The organism is Nocardia sp. NPDC050412 (assembly GCF_044458825.1).
GTDB lineage: Bacteria > Actinomycetota > Actinomycetes > Mycobacteriales > Mycobacteriaceae > Nocardia.
The window spans coordinates 271,001-291,081 of sequence record NZ_JBITIJ010000005.1 but is presented as its reverse complement, the minus strand read 5'-3'; the positions used below and the strand labels follow the sequence as shown (position 1 = coordinate 291,081).

18 protein-coding genes are annotated in these 20,081 nt (G+C 64.5%); 5 read left to right on the top strand and 13 right to left on the bottom strand.

The genetic code is table 11. The annotated features are described in order from the left end of the window. Nucleotides 1-14 precede the first annotated feature (14 nt). The 3 genes from ACIBI6_RS15770 to ACIBI6_RS15760 are packed head-to-tail and all read right to left on the bottom strand — an operon-like array spanning nucleotide 15 to nucleotide 3,029. Nucleotides 15-1,544, bottom strand: a complete 1,530-nt coding sequence (locus ACIBI6_RS15770; RefSeq protein ID WP_396956722.1) for a GMC family oxidoreductase — start codon at nucleotides 1,542-1,544, stop codon at nucleotides 15-17. Between the two features lie 49 nt (nucleotides 1,545-1,593). After that, nucleotides 1,594-1,785: a ferredoxin gene (locus tag ACIBI6_RS15765; protein ID WP_364356536.1), complete on the bottom strand. Its 192-nt coding sequence runs from the start codon at nucleotides 1,783-1,785 to the stop codon at nucleotides 1,594-1,596. 2 nt (nucleotides 1,786-1,787) lie between these two features. Next, nucleotides 1,788-3,029 (bottom strand): cytochrome P450, encoded by a 1,242-nt coding sequence (locus ACIBI6_RS15760; protein ID WP_364356533.1) that lies wholly within the window; start codon nucleotides 3,027-3,029, stop codon nucleotides 1,788-1,790. A 312-nt stretch (nucleotides 3,030-3,341) separates the two neighbouring features. On the opposite strand from ACIBI6_RS15760, the gene ACIBI6_RS15755 reads away from it, so the two are divergent. After that, on the top strand, nucleotides 3,342-4,250 hold the full coding sequence (locus tag ACIBI6_RS15755; protein WP_364356530.1) for a zinc-binding dehydrogenase: 909 nt from the start codon (nucleotides 3,342-3,344) through the stop codon (nucleotides 4,248-4,250). A 266-nt stretch (nucleotides 4,251-4,516) separates the two neighbouring features. Here the strand turns inward: ACIBI6_RS15755 and ACIBI6_RS15750 are convergent, their stop codons facing one another. Beyond that, nucleotides 4,517-4,858 carry a helix-turn-helix domain-containing protein gene (locus ACIBI6_RS15750; RefSeq protein ID WP_396956721.1) on the bottom strand — a complete coding sequence of 114 codons (342 nt, stop codon included), beginning with the start codon at nucleotides 4,856-4,858 and terminating at the stop codon, nucleotides 4,517-4,519. Nucleotides 4,859-4,952: 94 nt separating this feature from the next. On the opposite strand from ACIBI6_RS15750, the gene dinB reads away from it, so the two are divergent. Together dinB and ACIBI6_RS15740 are read left to right on the top strand one after the other, a co-directional pair. Further along, nucleotides 4,953-6,203, top strand: coding sequence for a DNA polymerase IV (gene dinB, locus ACIBI6_RS15745; RefSeq protein ID WP_396956720.1), 1,251 nt, complete (start codon nucleotides 4,953-4,955; stop codon nucleotides 6,201-6,203). Nucleotides 6,204-6,322: 119 nt separating this feature from the next. Further along, nucleotides 6,323-6,700, top strand: coding sequence for a PLD nuclease N-terminal domain-containing protein (locus tag ACIBI6_RS15740; protein WP_364356521.1), 378 nt, complete (start codon nucleotides 6,323-6,325; stop codon nucleotides 6,698-6,700). Between the two features lie 649 nt (nucleotides 6,701-7,349). Here the strand turns inward: ACIBI6_RS15740 and ACIBI6_RS15735 are convergent. Genes ACIBI6_RS15735 through ACIBI6_RS15715 form a run of 5 tightly spaced genes read right to left on the bottom strand, consistent with a single transcriptional unit; the run spans nucleotide 7,350 to nucleotide 12,308 of the window. Continuing rightward, on the bottom strand, nucleotides 7,350-8,228 hold the full coding sequence (locus ACIBI6_RS15735) for a phosphoribulokinase (protein ID WP_364356518.1): 879 nt from the start codon (nucleotides 8,226-8,228) through the stop codon (nucleotides 7,350-7,352). Nucleotides 8,229-8,258: 30 nt separating this feature from the next. After that, nucleotides 8,259-9,323, bottom strand: a complete 1,065-nt coding sequence (locus ACIBI6_RS15730; RefSeq protein WP_364356515.1) for a class 1 fructose-bisphosphatase — start codon at nucleotides 9,321-9,323, stop codon at nucleotides 8,259-8,261. Between the two features lie 15 nt (nucleotides 9,324-9,338). After that, nucleotides 9,339-10,436: an AAA family ATPase gene (locus ACIBI6_RS15725; protein WP_396956718.1), complete on the bottom strand. Its 1,098-nt coding sequence runs from the start codon at nucleotides 10,434-10,436 to the stop codon at nucleotides 9,339-9,341. Beyond that, nucleotides 10,426-10,848: a ribulose bisphosphate carboxylase small subunit gene (locus ACIBI6_RS15720; RefSeq protein WP_396956716.1), complete on the bottom strand. Its 423-nt coding sequence runs from the start codon at nucleotides 10,846-10,848 to the stop codon at nucleotides 10,426-10,428. The genes ACIBI6_RS15725 and ACIBI6_RS15720 overlap by 11 nt, the downstream gene beginning before the upstream one ends. A 17-nt stretch (nucleotides 10,849-10,865) precedes the next feature. Next, nucleotides 10,866-12,308, bottom strand: coding sequence for a form I ribulose bisphosphate carboxylase large subunit (locus ACIBI6_RS15715; protein ID WP_396956714.1), 1,443 nt, complete (start codon nucleotides 12,306-12,308; stop codon nucleotides 10,866-10,868). A 235-nt stretch (nucleotides 12,309-12,543) separates the two neighbouring features. On the opposite strand from ACIBI6_RS15715, the gene ACIBI6_RS15710 reads away from it, so the two are divergent. Both ACIBI6_RS15710 and ACIBI6_RS15705 read left to right on the top strand, forming a co-directional pair. Then, nucleotides 12,544-13,410 carry a LysR family transcriptional regulator gene (locus tag ACIBI6_RS15710; RefSeq protein WP_364356668.1) on the top strand — a complete coding sequence of 289 codons (867 nt, stop codon included), beginning with the start codon at nucleotides 12,544-12,546 and terminating at the stop codon, nucleotides 13,408-13,410. Between the two features lie 419 nt (nucleotides 13,411-13,829). Continuing rightward, nucleotides 13,830-14,687, top strand: a complete 858-nt coding sequence (locus ACIBI6_RS15705) for a class I SAM-dependent methyltransferase (RefSeq protein WP_396956712.1) — start codon at nucleotides 13,830-13,832, stop codon at nucleotides 14,685-14,687. Nucleotides 14,688-14,832: 145 nt separating this feature from the next. On the opposite strand, the gene ACIBI6_RS15700 is transcribed toward ACIBI6_RS15705, so the two are convergent. The 4 genes from ACIBI6_RS15700 to ACIBI6_RS15685 form a co-directional block, all read right to left on the bottom strand. Further along, a complete protein-coding gene (locus tag ACIBI6_RS15700) occupies nucleotides 14,833-16,359 on the bottom strand; it encodes a sulfatase (protein ID WP_396956710.1) in 1,527 nt (508 codons plus the stop codon). A 121-nt stretch (nucleotides 16,360-16,480) separates the two neighbouring features. Beyond that, the gene (locus tag ACIBI6_RS15695; RefSeq protein ID WP_364356498.1) at nucleotides 16,481-17,893 is read right to left on the bottom strand and encodes an FHA domain-containing protein; all 1,413 of its coding nucleotides are present in this window, start codon (nucleotides 17,891-17,893) and stop codon (nucleotides 16,481-16,483) included. Beyond that, a complete protein-coding gene (locus ACIBI6_RS15690) occupies nucleotides 17,890-18,333 on the bottom strand; it encodes a hypothetical protein (RefSeq protein ID WP_364356495.1) in 444 nt (147 codons plus the stop codon). Before ACIBI6_RS15690 ends, ACIBI6_RS15695 begins: the two co-directional genes overlap by 4 nt. Before the next feature lie 3 nt (nucleotides 18,334-18,336). Then, nucleotides 18,337-19,878: a hypothetical protein gene (locus ACIBI6_RS15685; protein WP_396956707.1), complete on the bottom strand. Its 1,542-nt coding sequence runs from the start codon at nucleotides 19,876-19,878 to the stop codon at nucleotides 18,337-18,339. Nucleotides 19,879-20,081: the final 203 nt, after the last annotated feature.

Below are 20,081 nucleotides of genomic sequence, written 5' to 3'. Positions count from 1 at the left end.
ACGAATTGCCTTGTCTACCTGGATATTTCTTTGATGAAGTCCGCGCACCTTTCGGCGATCATCATCGTGGTGGTGTTGGTCGGCACACCGACGATGGTCGGCATCACCGACGCGTCGGCGATGTACAGCGCACCGAGACCGTGCACCTTGCAGTCCTGTCCGACCACCGCCCACGGACTGCCCGCTTCGCCCATAGCCGCGGTGCCCACCGCATGCGCATAGGTGTTCTTGGCTTCCAGGACCGCTTGGGTGAGTTGACCGGTCGTCACCGCCGACGGGCCGGGCCACAACTCTTCGCCGACGTATTTCGCGAGCGGTCCGGACTTCATCACCTGCCGCGTGAGTTCGATGCCGCGCACCAGGCGGCGCAGATCGTCGGGGTGATGCAGGAGATTCAGCAGGATGCGCGGGTCGGTGCCGGGATCAGCGGATCTGATCTCGGTCGAACCGATCGAGTACGGCCGAACAAGACCGACCGCGACCAGAACCGAACCGGGCTCGAGGGTGAACGGGATCATGTGCAGGTCGATCTCCGCAGAACCGTCCGGCCCGGCCGCGCTGGTCGTCAGCACGACCTGCAGCGGTGGCAGGAGTTCGCCGATGGCCTCCGCATCGCCGGTATAGGTCATGTACACCAGGGGATGATCGCGGAGATTGCGCCCAACGCCTTCCAGTGGCACTTCAACCGGGATGTCCAACTGCTCGAGCACGTCCGCGGGTCCGATTCCGGATCGCATCAGGATCGACGGCGTACCGATCGATCCCGCGCACAGCACTACCAGGTCCGCGTCGATGCGTTCGCCGTCGGCGAGCACGACCGCACGTGGTCGGCCGTCCACGATCTCGAGCCGGTCGACATCGGCGCCGCCACGCACCGTGAGGTTCTTGCGACCACGGGCGGCCGCGAGATAGGTCACCGCGGTGCTCTGTCTGATTCCGTCCTGCTGGTTCATCGGGACCGGGCCGACGCCGAGCTGGCTTTCCCCATTGAGATCGTGGACGACCTGGTAGCCCAGGCTGGCGGCCGATTCGACGAAGGCCGCCATGAACGGCCGCAGACCGTCGCCTTCACTCCATCGTCTTATCGGGACAGGTCCTTCGGTGCCGTGCAGTGGACCGCCGACCGGATCGCGCTCGAGTCGCTTCAGATATGGCAGGACCTCGTCCCAGGACCATTTGTCCAAGCCGAGGCCTACCCACTGTTCGAAATCGCGCGGGGTCGGGCGCAGCGCGTTCGTGGCGTTGACCGAGGACGAGCCACCCATCACTTTGCCGCGCAGCACCGGAAGTACGCCCTGCTCGACAATGGCGAATGTCGGCGCATTGACGGAACCAGGGATGTGGTCCTCCGAGACATAGCCCCAGTCGTGTGAGGTGAACCCGAAGGTGAAGGCATCTTTCACATGCTCATGCAGGTCGTCGAGCGTCGGATAGTCCGGCCCAGCCTCGACGAGCACAACGTCATTGTCTTCGTCCTCGGACAGTCGGGCGGCCATGACACAACCGCCGGAGCCTCCGCCGACCACCACTATGCGTCTTGCCATTTTTAGGTCTCCTCGATGAGCGTGTGGGCATTCGGGTAGCGACAAGTCACTACGCGCCCAAGGTGATGGCCCCTTCGGGGCAGGTCCCGGCCGCGTCGGCCGCAGCCCCAGCCTGATCGTCGGGCACCTCGATCGGCTGATCCCGCATTGCGACAAAACCTTCGTCATCGCAGGTGAGCAAGTCCGGCGCCATCGAATAGCAGCGGCCGTGCCCGGTGCAGCTCGCGCCGTCGATCGTCATTCTCACGACTGCACCGCCCACGCCAGTGGAAGTCGGGTCAGCGTCATCATCGCGCCGCCACCGCGCTCGGTCAGCTGTTCCTCGCCCGCGATATGGAAGTCCGGGATAACCCGCAGCCACTCCTCGACCGCGATACGCAGCTCGCGCCGCGCGAGATGGGACCCGAGGCACCGGTGCGGGCCGTTCGCGAAGCCCATGTGCTGATTGCGCTGGCGATCGATGACGAACTCGTCGGCCTGGTCGTACGCCCGCGGATCTCGGTTCGCGCCGGAGACGAGCGCATAGACCATATCGCCCTGCTTCAGCTGAACACCGTGAAACTCGATGTCGCGAGTCACCTTTCGCCCGTCGCCGAAAACGATCGTGTACAAACGCAGCACCTCCTCCACCGCGGACGGGATCAGCTCCGGCTGTTCGATCAGCTGCCTGCGATGCTCGGGGTGCGTAGCGAGGTGGCGGAACAGGTAGCCGAGGGTGCCGCGGGTCGTGTCGAGCCCGGCCAGCACCAGCACCGTGAGCATGTCGAGCATCTCGGCGTCGGTGAGCGGACGATCGTCGAAGGTCGAATGCAGCAGGTGCGTGGCGAGATCGCCTTGACGAGGCACCGGATCGGCCCGTCGCTGCGCGAGGGCGGCCACCCAGTACTCGCGGATACCCTCGAGCGCCTTGCCCATCGGCTCCAAACCGGCGGGGTCGCCGCCGAACCCGCCGAAGAAGTCCTCGACCCACGGCACGAACAGGTCCGCGTCGGAAGGATCGATGCCGATCACGCTCAGGAACGCCTCGGTGGGAAAGCGCAGGGCGAACTCACCGACAAAGTTGGACCTACCCGTGGGGGCCACCTCCTCGACGAGTTTGCGGCACCGATCGCGCATCGTCTGTTCCGCCTCGTCGATCGCGTGCGGCGAGAACCACGCGTTGACGATCTTGCGGTACTTGATGTGGTCGGGCGCGTCGATCTGCGTCGGGACGAAGCGGTAGATCGGATCCGGCTCCCAAGGTGTGATCGACTCGCTCGAGAACACCTCCGGCAATTTGTAGATGTCGCGTACCGCGTCATGCCGGGTGAACACCCAGTAGCCCTGGGCGAAGGTATTGAAGAAGACCGGGCTCGTCTCGCGCAGTTCGTCCGCCAGCTCCCAATGTCGGCCGGCCGCCTGCGGGGATGCGAAGTCGCGATGCATGACTGGGCAGCCGCCCAGGTCTCGATCGGGCGCCTCGGAATGGTTTGTGGTCTGCGTCATGGCGACGTCTCCTCGGTCGGTTTCGACGCCAGCATACTGAACTGATTTCAATTTGACTAGCATACTGAAATGCCTGGATAGAGCCCTGTAGACGCGATCTTGTTGTCAACCCAGTCTCATCGAAGCGTCAGTCGACAATGCCTAGAGGCTATTAATTGACGGCTCTCTAGTGGCCAATTGGGCAGCACGGCGACACAGACGGATAGTTCCATGATGAACCCCGCCAACGGCGCGATCCTGCTCGCACGAGAAGTGTTCCGCGCGTTGCGATCCGACTATTGAGCGACGGCGGCTTGACATCCATAGACGTCCTTGGCGAACTCGTTCAACGCCGCCTACTCCAGCTCCACCTCCGCGATCGGCGTCGGTGGTCTCGACGCCCTGATCCGAAGCGGCGCGCTGGCCACGTACGGCGCCATACCCGGTCGCGTCCTCGGCAGCGAGGTCGCGGGGACCGTGACCGAGGTCGGCGAGGGCGTCGACACCGCATGGGTCGGCCGACGCGTGTGGGCGCTCACCGGTGAGAGCGGCGGCTATGCCGAACAGGCCGTCGCATCGGCCGAGACGCTCGTCCCTCTCCCGGCGGACCTGTCGGCCATCGACGCAGTGACGCTCGGCGGCTCGGCAACGGTGGCCCACTTCGGCCTGCGCCATGCCCACTTCGCTCGCGGTGAGTCGGTGCTGGTGCGCGGTGCGGCCGGTGGTATCGGGGTCATGGCGGTCCAGCTCGCGGCTCGTGGCGGCGCCGGCGCGGTGGCGGTCACGACCTCGTCGGCCGAGCGTGGCGCTCGCCTGCGCAAGCTGGGCGCAACCCACGTGCTCGACCGCGCCGGCCGGGGTGCACAGGACGCTCCCGCGGGCTACGACCTCATCCTCGACATCGTCGCCGGTGCGGATCTGCCTTCATTCTTCGCCAGGCTCGCGCCGAACGGTCGCATGGTGGCCGTCGGCGCGATGGCAGGCATGCCACCGGCGGACTTCGGCGCTGCGATGGTCGCGGCGTTCCGGAAGTCGATGTCATTCGCGACCTTCAGTGCCGACACCGTGCCCGCACCCGAGCGATGGGCCGCGACCACCGAACTGTTCGCTGCCGCAGCTCGTGGCGAGCTGGAAGCAGTTGTGCACGAGGCGCTTTCCCTGGATCAGGCTGTTGTGGCCCACCAGAAAATGGAAGCTGGCGAGGTGTTCGGCAGAATCGTGCTCATACCATCGGCGCGATAGACGACACCGCCAGCCCACGGTCTGTATGCAAATCGTCGAGGTCGAGAACCCGTTCGGCTTCGGTGACCGCGAGCCGCGGACAGGCCACGGCATCGGCACCGCGGGCGGTCTGGGTCAGATCGGCTCGAACCGTTCCACCTTCGGCGATGGCCACGGACCATGCTGCGGATACCCGTCGCCGAGCCGAGCCAGCCGCCGCCGATAGGTGCGTTCGGGAATGCCGGCCAGCCGAGCGAACCTCGAAACCGGCAGTCCCTCTGCCGCTCTCAGGGCTTCGAGGTCAGCGAAGGAACCTGATCCACCAAGGTGGCGCCGTGCTGCCACACCCGCAATTGCACCGTCGCTTCCGCCAGTGCCAGCTTCAGTTGCTCGTTCTCCATCCGCAATCGCCGCTGCTCCGGCGTCCCCTGCGCCCGGGCCGTGCCGCAGGGCAACTCCTCCAGCGCCTTGATGCCGACCTCCAGGAACGCCTGCTCCCACTTGCCCACCGATACCGTGCTCACCCCACGCCGAGCAGCCTCCGCGGCGCTCATCTCACCGGCCAGCACCGACAACACCACCCGCACCGTGTCCTCGACCGGAATCTTCAACCGCCGTGACCGCGCCACAGACCGGCGCCTTCCTGGCTCGATGTGCCCCGAGGGTGAACCGAGCAACCCTGCCAGAAAGTTTGACGCGCGAGAGGGTCGTCTATGCGAACATATGTTCGTGTCCGAGTCTGCCCGCCTGAATTCGCCGCGTCCCCGAAGGCCGCGGATCGAGGCGCGGGCCGAGGCGTCGATTTTGCATGCGGATCTCGACTCGTTCTATGCCTCGGTGGAACAGCGCGATAATCCGCGGCTGCGGGGGCGCCCGGTGATCGTCGGTGGTGGGGTTGTGCTGGCAGCCAGTTATGAGGCGAAGGCGTTCGGGGTGCGCACACCGATGAATGGTGGTGCGGCGCTGCGGCTTTGCCCGCATGCGATGGTGGTGCCGCCGCGCATGTCGGCCTATGCCGAGGCGAGTAGGGCCGTCTTCGAGATCTTCCACAACACGACCCCGGTGGTCGAGGGCATTTCGATCGATGAGGCGTTTCTCGATGTGGGTGGGCTGCGGCGGATCGCAGGCGAACCCGTCGAGATCGGACGACGGTTGCGAGATGCGGTGCGCGAGCAGGTCGGGTTGCCGATTTCGGTCGGTATCGCGCGCACGAAATTCCTGGCCAAGGTGGCAAGCGCGGTCGCCAAACCTGACGGCTTGCGCCTGGTGCCGCCGGAACTCGAACTCGCTTTCCTGCACCCGCTGCCGGTCGAACGACTGTGGGGCGTCGGTGAGGTCACCTCCCGCACCCTGCACGAACACGGCATCACCCGCATCGGACAACTCGCCGACCTCGGCGAAGCACCGTTGCGTGCCATCCTCGGACCCGCCGCTGCCCGGCACCTGTACGCACTGTCGTGGGCACGCGATCCGCGTCGCGTCGAAACCGAGGTCCGCCGCCGCTCCATCGGCGCGCAACGCGCACTCGGTCGTCGGCACCGACCGCCCGACGAGATCGAGGCCTACCTGCACGGCCTCACCGACCGACTCGGCCGTCGGCTACGCGCTGCCAGCCGGGTGACCCGAACCGTGGTGCTGCGCATGCGTTTCGACGATTTCACCCGCGCCACCCGCTCGCACACCCTGAACGAGGCGACCGATCACACCGAAACCATCCTCTACGCCGCACGCACCTTGCTCAGCACCGCGATGCCCATGATCCAGGAGCGGGGGCTCACCCTGATCGGCCTGGCATTGACCAATCTCGAGAATGCCGACGCCGTCCAGCTCACGCTGCCGTTGGAACCCCGCGCCACCAACACCCTCGATGCCACCCTCGACGACCTGCGCCGCCGCTTCGGCTCATCGGCCGTCACCCGCGCCGCCCTGATCGGCCGCGGCGAAGGCGTCTCGGTCCCACTGCTGCCGGACTGATCGCTCGAATGCGGCGTGTACCCTCCATGCAGGCCGGTTCGGCGGGGGGTGACCATCGAGCTTTCGGAAACCACGGATGAGCAGGCCATTGCTATTGCCGTGCGCCCGAGGAGATTTCGATGCCATACGCAGTATTCGGTCTGATCACGTTGGCCCTGTGGGTCTACTGCCTGGTCGACATCGTCACCTGCCCCGACGCGGGCATCCGGAACCTGCCGAAGCTCGCGTGGCTCATCGTCGTCATCCTGGTGCCGACCGTGGGCGCGCTGCTGTGGCTGTTCGCGGGCCGCCCCCTGCACGAAGGTGCCCCGCGTTCCACCACCCGCTACGCCGAATACGACCGCCCCGGCCGCTACGTCCCGCAGAACCCGGACGATGACGAAGCCTTCCTGCGCGGTCTGCGCGAACGCGCCGAATCGCAGCGCCGCGAGGCCCGCCGCCAAGAGGAACAACGTCAACGCGACATGGATCGCCGCCGCGAACAGGGCGAGTTGTAAGTCTCAGCGCTTCCGCGCGATGTGGTCAAGGGTGGCTCGTATATCTGTTCGCGGCCGTGATCCCGCGACCGCTTTTCGGTTACTTGTGTTAATGAATCGACTTCGAGAGAAAACGGGGCATAACGGAATATCGGACAGTGCATGTTTTCGAGTAAACCGTATGCTGACCGGGAAACTCTTCGGTAGCTAGAATCCTCCGACGCCGAGGTTCGGGTCGAAGGCCCCTTGTTGATGGACGCGAATGCGCGGACGATGGTCGCATAGCACGAAATGTCCGAGGCGCTCGTTCTCGCGCTACTTGTCCCGCGCCTTTTCTGGCGCAGAAGTCCACACGAGAAGAGACGATCAGATGGTTACCAGAATTGCCGGTTCCGTCGGCGCAACCGCAATCGTACTGGCCCTCGGCGTCATCGGGGCATCCACCGCATCCGCCAGTGAGACTTCCGCATCGCCGGTCGACGGCTCGATCGGGCTGTGCTTCACCATTCCTATGCCAGGATCAGCGAACTTGGTCTGGTGCCTCTGAATTACTGGCGACCCGTTCGCTCCTATTTTCGCCAGAATCCGAAGCGACCACCGCAATCGCGGTGGTCGCTTCGAGTGTCTGTCGACCTGCGACGGTCGGTGAACCACCCCCGCAGAGCGCCGATCAACGAGAACGCTTGGGGCGCTTATCCATCAGCCGCAGAATCAGCGGGGTGAAGATGAGTTGCATGGCCAGTTCCATTTTGCCGCCCGGTACCACGATGCAGTTGGGGCGGGACATGAACGAGTCGTGCAGCATGGATAGCAGATAGGGGAAGTCGATGACCTTGGGGTCGGCGAAGCGGATGACGACGAAACTTTCGTCGGCGGTGGGAATGGTTCGGGCGATGAAGGGATTCGAGGTATCGACAGTGGGGACGCGTTGAAAGTTGACGTAGGTGTGGGAGAACTGGGGGCAGATGTATTTCACATAATCGGGCATGCGGCGCAGGATCGTATCGATCACGGCCTCACTGGAATAGCCGCGTTCGGTCTTATCCCGGATCACCTTCTGGGTCCATTCGAGGTTGACGATCGGCACCACGCCGACCAGCAGATCCGCGTATTGCGCGACATTCACCGAATCGGTGACGGCGGCGCCGTGTAATCCCTCGTAAAACAGCAGATCGCTGCCCGGTGTCAGATCCTCCCACGGTGTGAAGGTGCCTGCGGGTTGACCATAGGGTTTGGCCTCCAACTCGTCGTGCAGATATTTGCGCACCGAACCGACGCCGGTCTCACCGTAATCCCGGAACAGCGTCTCGAGCTCTTTCAGCAGATTCGCCTCCTCGCCGAAATGCGAGAAGGTGCGATTGTGGCTCTGCTCCGCCTCGGCCATCGCGAGCTTCATCTCGTTACGGTCGTAGCGATGGAAGGAATCCCCCTCTACGACCACCGCATTGATGCCTTCGCGGCGGAATATCTCCTGAAAGGTCCGCGTGACACTGGTCGTGCCCGCACCGGAGGATCCGGTAATGGCGACGACGGGATGTTTGACCGACATGACACCTCCTCGATTGCCGTACAACAGAACTCAGCGCCCGGCCGGACGGAACAACGATCGCGACCCGAACAGTGAACTGTCGAAGCTGGGCCCTTCCTCGGGCTCGCTGTGATAGCGCTCGATCCGCGCGACCTCATTGCGCGAACCGAAGATCAGCGGTACTTGCTGATGCACCTGTCCCGGCACTACCTCCAGCACCCGATCACCGCCCGTCGTCGCCCAGCCGCCAGCCTGTTCGACGATGTAGGCGATCGGATTCGCGCCGTACAGCAACGACACTCGCCCCGACCGCCGAGTGTCGTATGGATACAGGTAGACCCCGCCGCGGGTCAGGATGTGGAAGGTATCCGCGACCAACGACGCGACCCAGCGCATATTGAAATCCCGCCCCCGCGGCCCGTCCACACCGTCGAGACATTCGTGGACATACCGCCGCACCGGCCGTTCCCAGAACCGCTCATTGGCGGCATTGATCGCGAATCCGGAAGTATCTTCTGGGATTCGCATCCGCGGATGGGTCAACACGAATGCCCCGATCTCCCGGTCCAGGGTGAATCCGTCGACGCCACTACCGGTGGTGAGCACCAGCATCGTCGCCGGTCCGTACAGCGTGAATCCAGCGCAGACCTGCCGCACGCCCGGCTGCAGGAAGTCAGCGGTACGCGGCGCAGTGTCATCCGCTGCCCGCAGCACACTGAAAATCGTTCCGACCGGCAGGTTTACATCGATATTCGAGGATCCGTCCAATGGATCGAAGGCCAGCAGATATTTGCCGCGCCGGTGTACATCGGGCACCGGATGGATATCGGTCATCTGTTCCGATAACAGCGCCGACAGATGCCCCGTCCATTGGGTCTCGGCCACCATGATGTCATTGGCGATGGCGTCGAGTTTGCGGTGCACAGTCGGCGGCAGGTTATCGGGTTCGGAGGCGCCCAGTGAGCCGACAATGGCGCCTCTGGTCACCTGGTTGGCGATGATTTTCGTCGCGGTCGCGACGACATTCACCAGAGCGGAGAATTCGCCGGACGATCCGGGATGCCGGTGCTCCTCCTCGATCGTGTATCGGGTGAGGGTCTTCAATCCTTCTGGCATGAGTTCTCGATCTCGTCACGCGGGGGCCCTTGCGGTCGGCCCATCCGGCTGCTGTCCTGCTGTGTCCGATTGGCGGTGCTCCCGGGGCCCTGCGTGGTTACGCAGGCTGCCGCCTCCGGGCCCGTCGCTCATGCCGCGGAATACACTGCTGCCGTACACATCTCGGTCGAGCAGTGTGATCAGGTCGGTCTTGGTGAGCGGTCGCCGCAGCTCGACCAGCCGTTTGGCCTGCCGTAACCGGCAGCGGTCCAGAGCATTGCGGACGCTGCGCGCATTGGAGAATCGGGGGCGGGACATCCGCAGTGTGAGATACTCACCGAAGGCGGCGTATCCGGGATCGTCGAAGCGGAAATTGTCCCGTGCCACCATGAGTTCGGCGATGCGCACCAACTCGTCGTGGGTGTAGTCGCTGAATTCCAGATGATGAGCTACCCGCGAGGACAATCCCGGATTGGCGGAGAAGAATTTCTCCATCCGGTCCGGATAGCCCGCGAAGATCACCACCAGGCTGGTGCGCTCGCTCTCCATCTCCTGCAGCAGGATTTCGATGACTTCCTGTCCGTAATCGCGTTCGTTCTCCGGCCGGAACAAGTAGTAGGCCTCATCGATGAACAGCACTCCCCCGGCTGCCTTGGCCAGCGCCTCCTTGGTTTTGGGTGCGGTGTGACCGATGAACTGGCCGACCAGATCGTCACGAGTTACCGTGTGCACCTTCGGTTTACGGATATAGCCGAGCGCGTGCAACATCTCGGCCATCCGCAAGGCGACGGTCGTCTTGCCGGTGCCGGGGCCGCCGGTGAAGCTCATATGCATGGTCGGCCGGGATGCCTGCAGGCCGAAGCGCTGCCTGGCCCGATCGATCAGAAGCAGCGCCGCGATCTCGCGCACCCGCCGCTTCACATTCGCCAGACCGACGAGTTCGGCGTCGAGCCTGGTCAATACGTCCGCGACGTCATTGCCGGCGATATCGGCGGACAGATCCAGCACCGCGTCCTCGGCCAGCAATTCTTCCGGCGGTGCGTCCGCGGGCACCGCCCGCACCGGCCTGCCGTCGTCCGCACCGGGCCGGTGCAATCGGAAACCACTTGCCGCGCTCGATCTTTCAGCCGCCATATCGGCTACCGGGCCGTTCGTCGGTGGCATACGAGTGCAGACCGTAGGTCTGGCGCCGGTCCGGTCCCTCCGTGCGGGTCAGCACGAATCCGGGCTCGCCGACGGGACGCTGCACCAGGAAGCTCAGTGCGGTGGTCTGCCTGCCGTAGCGGGCATCGTAGGCGAGGACCCGAATGTAGTGTCGCGGAAAGGTATTGCGGCATGCGTCGATCTCGGCGAGCACGCCGTCGGGCTCGTCGAGATCGAACAGCGGCAGCCCCCACATCTCCCAGTAGGCGTTGCGAGGGTGCGGATCATCGGTGTATTCGATGGACACCGGCCAGTTGTTGAGCAAGGCGTAACGCACTTGGGCCGCGATTTCGGCGTCGGTAAGTTCGGGCAGATACGAGAAGGTTCCGTGGCGCAGATACATGTGCGGGGTCCTGTCGTTCAGCGGCTGGCCGTCGGCACGGCATCCGGCGCGTCGGTGGAGGTGTAGTCGAAGGTGACATCGCCCCAGGTCGAGAGCGCGACATCGAGCGGGCGGCACATCTCGGCGGCCTTGCGCAGTACATCCGGACCTTCTTTGAGCAGATCGCGACCCTCGTTGCGGGCCTTGACGACCGCCTCCAGAGCCACCCGATTCGCCTCCGCCCCCGCGGCGATGCCGAGCGGATGGCCAATGGTGCCGCCGCCGAACTGCAAGACCACGTCATCGCCGAAAAGATCGAGCAACTGGTGCATCTGGCCCGCATGAATGCCGCCGGAGGCCACCGGCATGACACCGCCGAGGCTGGCCCAATGCTGGTCGAAGAAGATGCCGTTGCCCGGATTGGTGGGAATATGGTTCTCCCGCAACGTGTCGTAGAAGCCCCTGGTGGTCGCCGGATCGCCCTCGAGTTTGCCGACGACGGTGCCCGCGTGCAGATGATCGACGCCGATCAGCCGACACCACTTGGCCAGTACCCGGAAGCTCACGCCGTGGGTCTTCTGCCGCGTGTAGGTGGAGTGCCCGGCCCGATGCAGGTGCAGCAGAACGCCATTGCGCCGCGCCCAATGCGACATCGACTGCATGGCAGTGAATCCCACCGTCAGATCCATCATGATCACGACGCTGCCCAACTGCTTGGCGAACTCGGCGCGCTCGTACATCTCCTCCATGGTCGCCGCTGTGACATTGAGGTAATGCCCCTTGATCTCACCGGTTTCGGCCACAGCGCGGTTGACACCTTCCATGGCGAACAGATACCGGTCGCGCCAACGCATGAACGGCTGGGAGTTGATGTTCTCGTCGTCTTTGGTGAAATCCAGGCCACCCTTGCATGCCTCGTAGATCACCCGACCGTAATTCCGCGCGGACAGACCGAGTTTCGGCTTCACCGTCGCACCGAGCAGCGGCCGACCGTATTTGTTCAGGTACTCGCGCTCCATGACGGTGCCGTGCGGCGGGCCCTGGAAGGTTTTGACGTAGGCCACCGGAATCCGCATATCCTCCAGGCGCAGTGCCAGCAGCGGTTTGAAGCCGAAGACATTGCCGATGATCGAGGAGGTGAGGTTGGTGATCGAACCCTCTTCGAAGAGATCGAGATCGTAGGAGATATAGGCGAAGTACTCGCCGGGGCGGCCGGGAACCTCATCGATGTGGTAGCACTTGGCCTGGTAGCGGTCGTGTGCGGTGAGACGGTCGGTCCATACGACAGTCCATGTGGCGGTGGATGATTCGCCCGCGACGGCGGCCGCGGCCTCGATCGGATCCACGCCCTTCTGCGGGGTTACACGGAAGACGGCGAGTACATCGGTATCTTTGGGGACATAGTCCGGGGCGTAGTAGCCCATCGAAGCGTAGGAGTGGACACCCGGATCCCAGCGATTGGGTTCGGTTTCGTCGGTCATCATTGCTCCGCTCGTTTTGCGGGTCATCCGCGCTCGGGACGTGTTGCGCGAGGCACCCGCGCCCGGATATCGAGCAGGACACCTCGGTTCGGGTGTTGTGCGGGATGCTGCGCCTGAGACGTGGGGTGAACGCCTACTGAGTTCAAGGATGACGGCGTTGTCGACGACAAACAATTTGATTGTTCCTCGGAATACTCAACGGATTCATTGAGTTTGATACCGTCGAATTGTGGGTATGGTGAGTGCGGCAAGGATGGAAACATTCCTGGCCGTGGCTCGGCAGGGCAGCATTCGCCGCGCCGCCACCCAGCTGCACATCACCGAGGCCGCCGTGTCAGCGGCCGTCGCGCACATCGAAAAGCAGCTCGGGGCAAAGCTCATCGCGAAGGCCGGGCGCGGTATCGCGCTCACCGAGGCCGGACGCATCTACTCCGAATACTGCCGCACCATCCTCGGCCTCATGAAAGAGGCCAATGCCGCGGTGCGCCGGGCCGAGACCGGCAAGCTGCGGATCGGTGTAGTCGCAACGGCGGGTGAGTATGTGCTGCTCGGGCCGCTGGCGTCATTCCGGAATCGCTATCCGGATATCGAACTGAGCCTGTCGGTGCACCCACGCGATGTGCTGTTCCTCGAATTGCACCACCACGAAACCGATCTCGTCATCGCGGGCCGCCCGCCACGTGACACCGGGCTGGTCATCCGCGCCCGACGGGCCAGTCAGCTCGTCGTCGTCGGCGCGCCCGGCTGCCCCGATCCACTGCACAGCACCTGGCTGCTGCGCGGTCGCGGTTCCGGCACCCGCGACGCCACTCTCAGCCTCATCGATCGCCTGGAGATCTCCCCGCCCACCCTCACCCTCGGCAGCCACGGCGCTGTCCTGGCCGCCGCTCGTGAAGGCTTGGGCGTGACCCTCATTCACAGCGACGCATTGGCCCAAGACCTGGAGACCGGTCTGCTGCAAGTACTTCCGGTCGACGGCACCCCCATGGACCGGCCATGGCATGCCGTAACGACACGCACCCCCACCCCGACTGCCCGCCTCTTTCTCGCCCATATCCTCGACCCAGCCGAAGTGGGCGCGCACGCCTTCCACCCCGGCTAGAGTGCCGCGTCCAGATGGCTTGTGCCGTTCGAACCTTGGTTCCGAGATTCCGTCGAACGCAGTCGAATGGTGGTCGCCCACGCCGCATCGACCGCCATATGCCTGCGCTCGGCGAGCCGCTGGCGCGGGCGGCGCGGCAAGCTATCTGGACGCGCTACCAACCCCCCGGGCGGTGGAGTCCGGGGGCACGGCACCCGGACTCCACCCGACTGGCGATCGAAATGATCGCGCAGGTTCTCGGCGGTGAATTCGCCATTGAGATGATTGTGAACCGAATACCGGCTCAGCAGCATGTTTCGCTGTTACGAGCCGGTGAATATCATGTTCCGCGCGGTCCGATTTCCCGGCCGAAATTCTATCGGATGGCCAGCGGGGACCCTGGCTCGGTGGAGGGGCGCCGCTGTGCCAGACTGGCGCGCATGGCTGGTGGGGAAACGTTGATTTCGAATGTGTCCGATACCGCGCGTTGGGTGGCCGCCTATCGCGCGCTGGAGACCGCCCGCGAGGATGCGCTGTTCCACGATCCGCTCGCCGAAGGCCTGGCCGGTGAGCGCGGATACGCCATGGTGGCGGCCGCGTCGCGGATGATGCGCAACGGCTGGCCGGTGGTCACCCGAACCAAACTCATCGACGACCTGATCGCGACCGCCGTCGCCGAGGGCTGCGACCGCGTGCTCAATCTCGCCGCCGGGCTCGACACCCGCCCCTACCGCCTGGACCTGTCCGCCGATTTCGTCTGGGTGGAGGCCGATCTGCCCGCGCTCACCGCGGAAAAGGAAGCCGCCCTCGCGGATGAGCAGCCGCACTGTGCGCTGATCCGCCGTGGTGTCGACCTGGCCGATCCGGTCGCGCTGGCGACGTTCCTGGACTGGGCACTCGGTCCGCTCGGCCCCGAAAATTTGCCCGCCACAAAAGCTTTGGTGCTGACCGAAGGTCTGCTGATGTATCTGGAGGAGGAGACGGTCCGCACCATCGCCGCCGCGCTGTCGCGGCCGGAGATCCGCTGGTGGGTCATGGACGTCACCGTGGGAATGCACCGCATGCGCTCGAATTCGATGTTCGAGAACGCACCTCTCGATTTCGAACCCGGCAACGGCATCGCCTACTTCGAAGATCTCGGCTGGCTCCCCCGCGAAATCGAACATCTCCTCGTGCACGCCCGCAAACTCCACCGTGCACCCTGGTACCTGCGCCCGTTCACCTATCTCCCCCAGCCCAACCCGCGTAAACCGGGCCGCAACCCCTGGTCCGGCATCGTCCGCTTCGAACGCGACTAGAGTTTCCGTCACGATCAGTCCGAGACGGACTCGTCGGCGGGAGTTGTCTGGTCGGTTTCCGACCGTGCCGCGTCCCGACGGAACCGCGATCGTGAAAAAATCCTCCCCGCTGACTGCGCGGGCGTTCTGGCGAGCCACCGCGAACCTAGCGGCAGGCGCGTCCGGCACAGGTCGTCAATTCAGTGAGACGATGGTCGAGTTCGGTGATGGTGGCGGCGTGCTCGGCTCGGCCGGTCGGAGTTTTGATCAGGTTGGTCAGTTGGTACGGATCTGCGGCGAGGTCATATAGCTCGTATTCGCGGTCAGCGAGCGGGCGTTCACGGTCGTACCAGCGCACATACAGATACCGCTCGGTGCGCACCGCGACCCAGGACGGCATGTCGAAGGCATACATCGCCGGTGTCTCGGTGCCCGGGATCTGTTCCTGGACAATGCCGTTGCGGCCGTCCACGCCCGGGCCGCCGTATTCGGCGGCGAAGTCGGTGCGCCAGCCGCTGGTGTCACCGTGCAGCACCGGTGCGAGCGAACGACCGTCCATCCGGTCGGGGATGGCGAGAGCAGCCCAATCGAGGATGGTGGGTGCGAGGTCGATCGACAGACCCATCGCATGGGTGGCGCCGTGGCTGATACCGGGACCGGCGACAGCGAGGGGTACTCGCATGGATTCCTCGTAGGGCGCCATCTTCTGCGTGAGCCGGTGCGCGCCGAGGCTGTAGCCGTTGTCAGAGGTGAAGATCAGATAGGTGTTGTCGAGCTGGCCGGTGCGCTCGAGGGTATCGACGATCGCGGCGACCATCTCGTCCAACGATTTCAGTGCGCCGAGCCGGTTGGTGTAGTCGATGTCGTTGGTCGCCGCGATCGTCGCCGCGCGGACGTCCGCGGTGTCGATAAGCCAACTGGGTTTGTCGGAAACATCGGGCTCCTGGAAGTTCGCCGACTGTGGTGCCGCGGTCGGCGTGGTCTCGGCCAGATGCCGTGGCGCGGGCGGGATCGGGAAGTGCGGCGCTGTGGAGGCGGCATACCAGAAGAACGGCTGCCCGGTGGCGGCGGCGTCGGTGATGAACCGAACGGATTTTTCGCCGATGACGTCGGTTTCGTAATCCTTCGGCACGACACCGTATTTCACGTGAGTGCCGTTCTCGTTGAGAGTGTAGTTGTAACCGGCGTAGAGAAAGTTGTCGATGCCCGCGTTCCAGTCATCCCAGCCGGGCGGAATGTGGTCGGGGTCGTGTTCGAGGCCGTTGAGATATTTACCGGCCATCCCGGTGCGATAACCGGCGTCATGCAGATATGTCGCGATGGTATGGGATTCGTTGCCGTTGGCGCGGAAGGCTTCGAAGCCGCCGACTTCACCACCGTTGGTGAGAACGCCGGTGTTGTGCCCGTATGCTCCGGTCAAAATCGACGACCGGGCAGCGCAGCAGATCGGCATCGGCGCGAAACCGTTGGTGAAATCGACACCGCGGTCACGAATCAGCGTGGCGGTGCGCGGCATCGCCTGCCAAACCGGCGTTGTCATCGCATCGAGGTCATCGGCGAGGATCATCACGATGTTGGGGCGACGAGCATCGCCGTGAACGGGGGTCGCCGCCGCTACCGACAAGCACGTCGCGACCGACAGCACCGACACGGCAGCCATGGTCAACCAACGCAACGAACCACGCGAATCCATCGAGAACTCCCTACCTGGAATATCGAACTCGGACACACCACATATCGACGCGACGCGCGGTATCGACAGTATTTCGACGCACGTGGCAGCGTTCGGCGACGCGCCTCACCATTTCACGAATTCAGAACTGGCTGTGTTGGGAGTCGAAGCTGAGGATGCGGCCGCCGAGCAGGATCTGAGCACCGGCTGCCAAGGTGGTCAGCTGATTCGGCATGGCGCGCAGCCACTCATGGTGGCCGGGCATGCGGATGTAGGTGCCGTTGGCCGAGCCCTGGTCGATCACGGCGACATCCCATTCGACCAGCCGAACCTCCACATGTGCCCGCGACATCGCGCCGGAGCTGTCCGGCAACCGGATCGGTCGCGCGCCACGTCGCACCGCCTCGGCGTGTTCGGGTTCTCGCCCGAGGACGATGTCGTTATCGAGTACGAATGATGTCCCGTCATCGAGCATCAGCAACCCCAGCGGCGGTCGCACCCCCTCGGTCAACACACAGGTCAGCTGATCCATCCGAATCCCACACACCGCGCAGAACGACACGCGGGGATCGTTCAAATGCTGCCGCGAGCACATGAACCCCCGAACAACCGCCCTACCGCTCCCGGCGACCCCATTCGGCGACGCCTCCGGTACCCCGATCTCGGACTGCGCACCCTTCTGCAGCCCGACTCGCCGCCGCTCCCCGACGCTCGATACCGCATTCCTCGGCGGCAGGTTTCCCATGCCCATCGCGGACGCGCGCTCCCACGGTGCCGCCTTTCCCGCCGAGCCACCCCCGATCGGCGGCCGCACCGCACCGCCTTCCGGCTGTGGCTCGACCTCGCCTCCCGATCTCATCGCCACCGGACCGATCACTTCGACAACTTGCCTCGGAAGCTCGCGCCGGTCCGCTTCCACGACCTGCGGCACCGCTTCCAAGCCTTCCGCCGATGCCACGGCCTGAAGCACTCCATCTCGCACCGACTCGACCTCAGGAGACCTCCGCACCGCCGGTGCACGACCCGACACAGGCACCCCGAACCACATCACCGCACCGGCACCGGGCACCGTTCCATCACCGAGTCCGGCGATGCCGCGGCCCGGTAGCGTCGACTCGGTCATTCCGTCCTCGTCCACGAACAGCCCGATCCCGATCTCTGGTGCCGGGATCACCACGCGGTCGACCGTGAAGCCGGCGTCCCTGCCGCGCAATATTTCGGTGCGATCCGAGCTCTCCAGCACCGCGGTCACCCCGCCGTGCAGGAATAACGCAACGCCGGTCGCGCTCGGGGTGATCACGCCGAATTCCACGTGGTCCTCGTCGTCCAGGCTCATCAACCAGGTGGTGGCGAGCCGTGCAAACATGCGTCCGCTGCGCGGTATCTCCGAGGCACCGGCCTCGCGCACCAGCTCGAGCAATGCCGTCATCGTCTGCGCCGTGCGCGATTCGGCATCGGCCGCAATTTCCGAACGGTGCGCGACGACCAGCACAACGCCACCACTGTTCGCGATCAGGTGCGCAGCTCCTGGCAGCACCTCGAGCTGCGGACTCACCGAAATCGCCCACCCTGGAACCGCCACCGATGGAACACCACCCGCATCGGCCCGTTCACGATGAGCCAGAACACGATCCACGTCACGATGAACTGGATGAGGAATGCCGTCAGCGACGGGTGCAACGCACGCGGCAGCACAATGGTTGTGTGGTGCACGAGGACCCACATCAGCGCCGCCTCGTTGGTCACCGTCCAGAAGCCGAACAGCGTGGGCCAGTCCTTCTCCCACCGGAATTGCTGCAGAAAATGGTAAAGCAATTCCCACAGTACGCCGACGAGCACGGTCGCCAGCAACACCGACAGCGTCACCCGATAGGCATTGCCCAGTGACAGCGATCCGGTCGGCAGAACCGGTGTAATGATCACCGCGACCAGCAATCCGATAATGCCGAGCGCGAGTATGCGGGTCTGGATCCGCCCGTTCAAGGTAAGCAGCATCGATCAGATCTTCTTGTTGGTCGCCCACAACCACCATTGCCGAGTCGACCGCAGCGGTCCCATCCGCTCGCAGAAACCCAGTGCCGCAAGGTCGTCCGCGATCTCCTGCGCCGCGATCTGCAACCCGAGGAAGGTATCCACTCCCGGAAACGGTCCACCCAGCGTCGCACTACCTGATGCGTAGATGCGTCCGCTGCCACTTCGGGTACCGATCAACTCGAAGGTGGTCGCCACATCCATGCGCCCCACTGGGTTACGCCCGGCCCCGGCGTGATCCAGCAGATCCGCCAACAACCGATGTTCGCGCACATCGGCCTCCAAACCGGTGCAGTCGATTATGTAATCGGCCGAAATGTCGAACGGCCGGGTCGGCGGCGGAAACGGCAGTGCGGCCGTGGGATCCGGCACGATCGTGGTGATCACCCCGCCCTGCCCTCGCCCGGGCCGCAGCTGGCGCGCACTGCCCGCCATCACCTGATACCACCCCTCCTTACGTCCGCGCCGCAGTTGCTCCTGCCAATTCGAGCGCACCGGGGTGTTCGTCCCGCCCATCTCGTGGTAGGCCTGCGCGCGCTGCTCTCCTTGCAGCGTGCGCATTTTCGCTTTGAGCTGCCCGCCCCATACCGACTTCGGATAGTTGAATCCCTGATAGGACCACCCGTCGCCGCCCTTGCGTCGACTGAAAATACTCGGTCCGTGCGCGGCCGCCACGTAGTGCCGAAAAAGATGCAGGATCTCGGTATTCAGCCGCAGTTTGTCCCGGTCATCGATAAGCCGCTGCAACACCCGACTGGCCACGATCCCGCTACCGCGGATCATCACCTTCCCCGGCCTGCGCTGCAATGCCTGATACACGTGCTCATGCGGTTCATACGCATTCACTACCCGCGTCGGATCCCGGTACTTCTCCCGATACTCCTGCAGATCCGGCAACAACTTCAGCCCCGGATAACCCACGCCCACATGTACATACGCACTGCGAAACGCGATCCGCTTGGTCGGCGCCGCACCCGCCGGCGGGGTGAGGACGCTGAAATACCCGCCGTCATAGCGCTTGCGCACCATGCGCACATGCCCTTTGTGCAACGAACCCGCGTATCCGATCCGGCGGAACTCTCGTTCCATCGCGACGAACGCCTGCCCCGCCCGCGGCGTGTAGTAATCACTGAGGATCGGCTCGGTGCACACATTCCACAGCGGCCGGATCGTTTTCTCCGCGAACGCCTCGCGCACCGCATATGACGGAAAACCCCAGATATTGTCCGGCGTCGAGGCCGAGTCGCTGCGCAATCGCTCGCCGCGCGGAATCTGCGATACCCGCGTCAGATACTCATACGACGACCACGGCACCTCCTGCGGCCCGAGTACTGCCATCGCTGCCGCCGGAACACCGTAGATCCGCAAGGTGTCATAGGTGACGAAGGATCCGATCCCGCTGCCGATGGTCACGAACGGCACATCCACCACCGGGATGCCCGCCCGGCCCACCATCTCGTCGGTCCACACGTCGGTTTCGACGAGTTCGCGCGTGATATCTCCCCGCATTTTCGGGATGCTACCGGCCGAAACTGAGCTCACCCACCCCGTTGGCTGCCATACCCAGGCAACCGCTTTCGATTACCTTGCCCGCGCGCGCATTCCACGCCGCCACCCGACGACAGTGCGACGCGTCCCGAGCAATCTGTGCCAACCTGCCACGCCGCACCCCCACCCCGACGTACCATCCCTGCGTGGCCGATGCGATTCGT

Coding starts and splice junctions, on each gene's coding strand:
- ACIBI6_RS15770 (WP_396956722.1), bottom strand. CDS start 1,544: ATGGCAAGACGCATAGTGGTGGTCGGCGGAGGCTCCGGCGGTTGTGTC.
- ACIBI6_RS15765 (WP_364356536.1), bottom strand. CDS start 1,785: ATGACGATCGACGGCGCGAGCTGCACCGGGCACGGCCGCTGCTATTCG.
- ACIBI6_RS15760 (WP_364356533.1), bottom strand. CDS start 3,029: ATGACGCAGACCACAAACCATTCCGAGGCGCCCGATCGAGACCTGGGC.
- dinB (WP_396956720.1), top strand. CDS start 4,953: ATGTTCGTGTCCGAGTCTGCCCGCCTGAATTCGCCGCGTCCCCGAAGG.
- ACIBI6_RS15740 (WP_364356521.1), top strand. CDS start 6,323: ATGCCATACGCAGTATTCGGTCTGATCACGTTGGCCCTGTGGGTCTAC.
- ACIBI6_RS15735 (WP_364356518.1), bottom strand. CDS start 8,228: ATGTCGGTCAAACATCCCGTCGTCGCCATTACCGGATCCTCCGGTGCG.
- ACIBI6_RS15730 (WP_364356515.1), bottom strand. CDS start 9,323: ATGCCAGAAGGATTGAAGACCCTCACCCGATACACGATCGAGGAGGAG.
- ACIBI6_RS15725 (WP_396956718.1), bottom strand. CDS start 10,436: ATGGCGGCTGAAAGATCGAGCGCGGCAAGTGGTTTCCGATTGCACCGG.
- ACIBI6_RS15720 (WP_396956716.1), bottom strand. CDS start 10,848: ATGTATCTGCGCCACGGAACCTTCTCGTATCTGCCCGAACTTACCGAC.
- ACIBI6_RS15715 (WP_396956714.1), bottom strand. CDS start 12,308: ATGACCGACGAAACCGAACCCAATCGCTGGGATCCGGGTGTCCACTCC.
- ACIBI6_RS15710 (WP_364356668.1), top strand. CDS start 12,544: ATGGTGAGTGCGGCAAGGATGGAAACATTCCTGGCCGTGGCTCGGCAG.
- ACIBI6_RS15705 (WP_396956712.1), top strand. CDS start 13,830: ATGGCTGGTGGGGAAACGTTGATTTCGAATGTGTCCGATACCGCGCGT.
- ACIBI6_RS15700 (WP_396956710.1), bottom strand. CDS start 16,359: ATGGATTCGCGTGGTTCGTTGCGTTGGTTGACCATGGCTGCCGTGTCG.
- ACIBI6_RS15690 (WP_364356495.1), bottom strand. CDS start 18,333: ATGCTGCTTACCTTGAACGGGCGGATCCAGACCCGCATACTCGCGCTC.
- ACIBI6_RS15685 (WP_396956707.1), bottom strand. CDS start 19,878: ATGCGGGGAGATATCACGCGCGAACTCGTCGAAACCGACGTGTGGACC.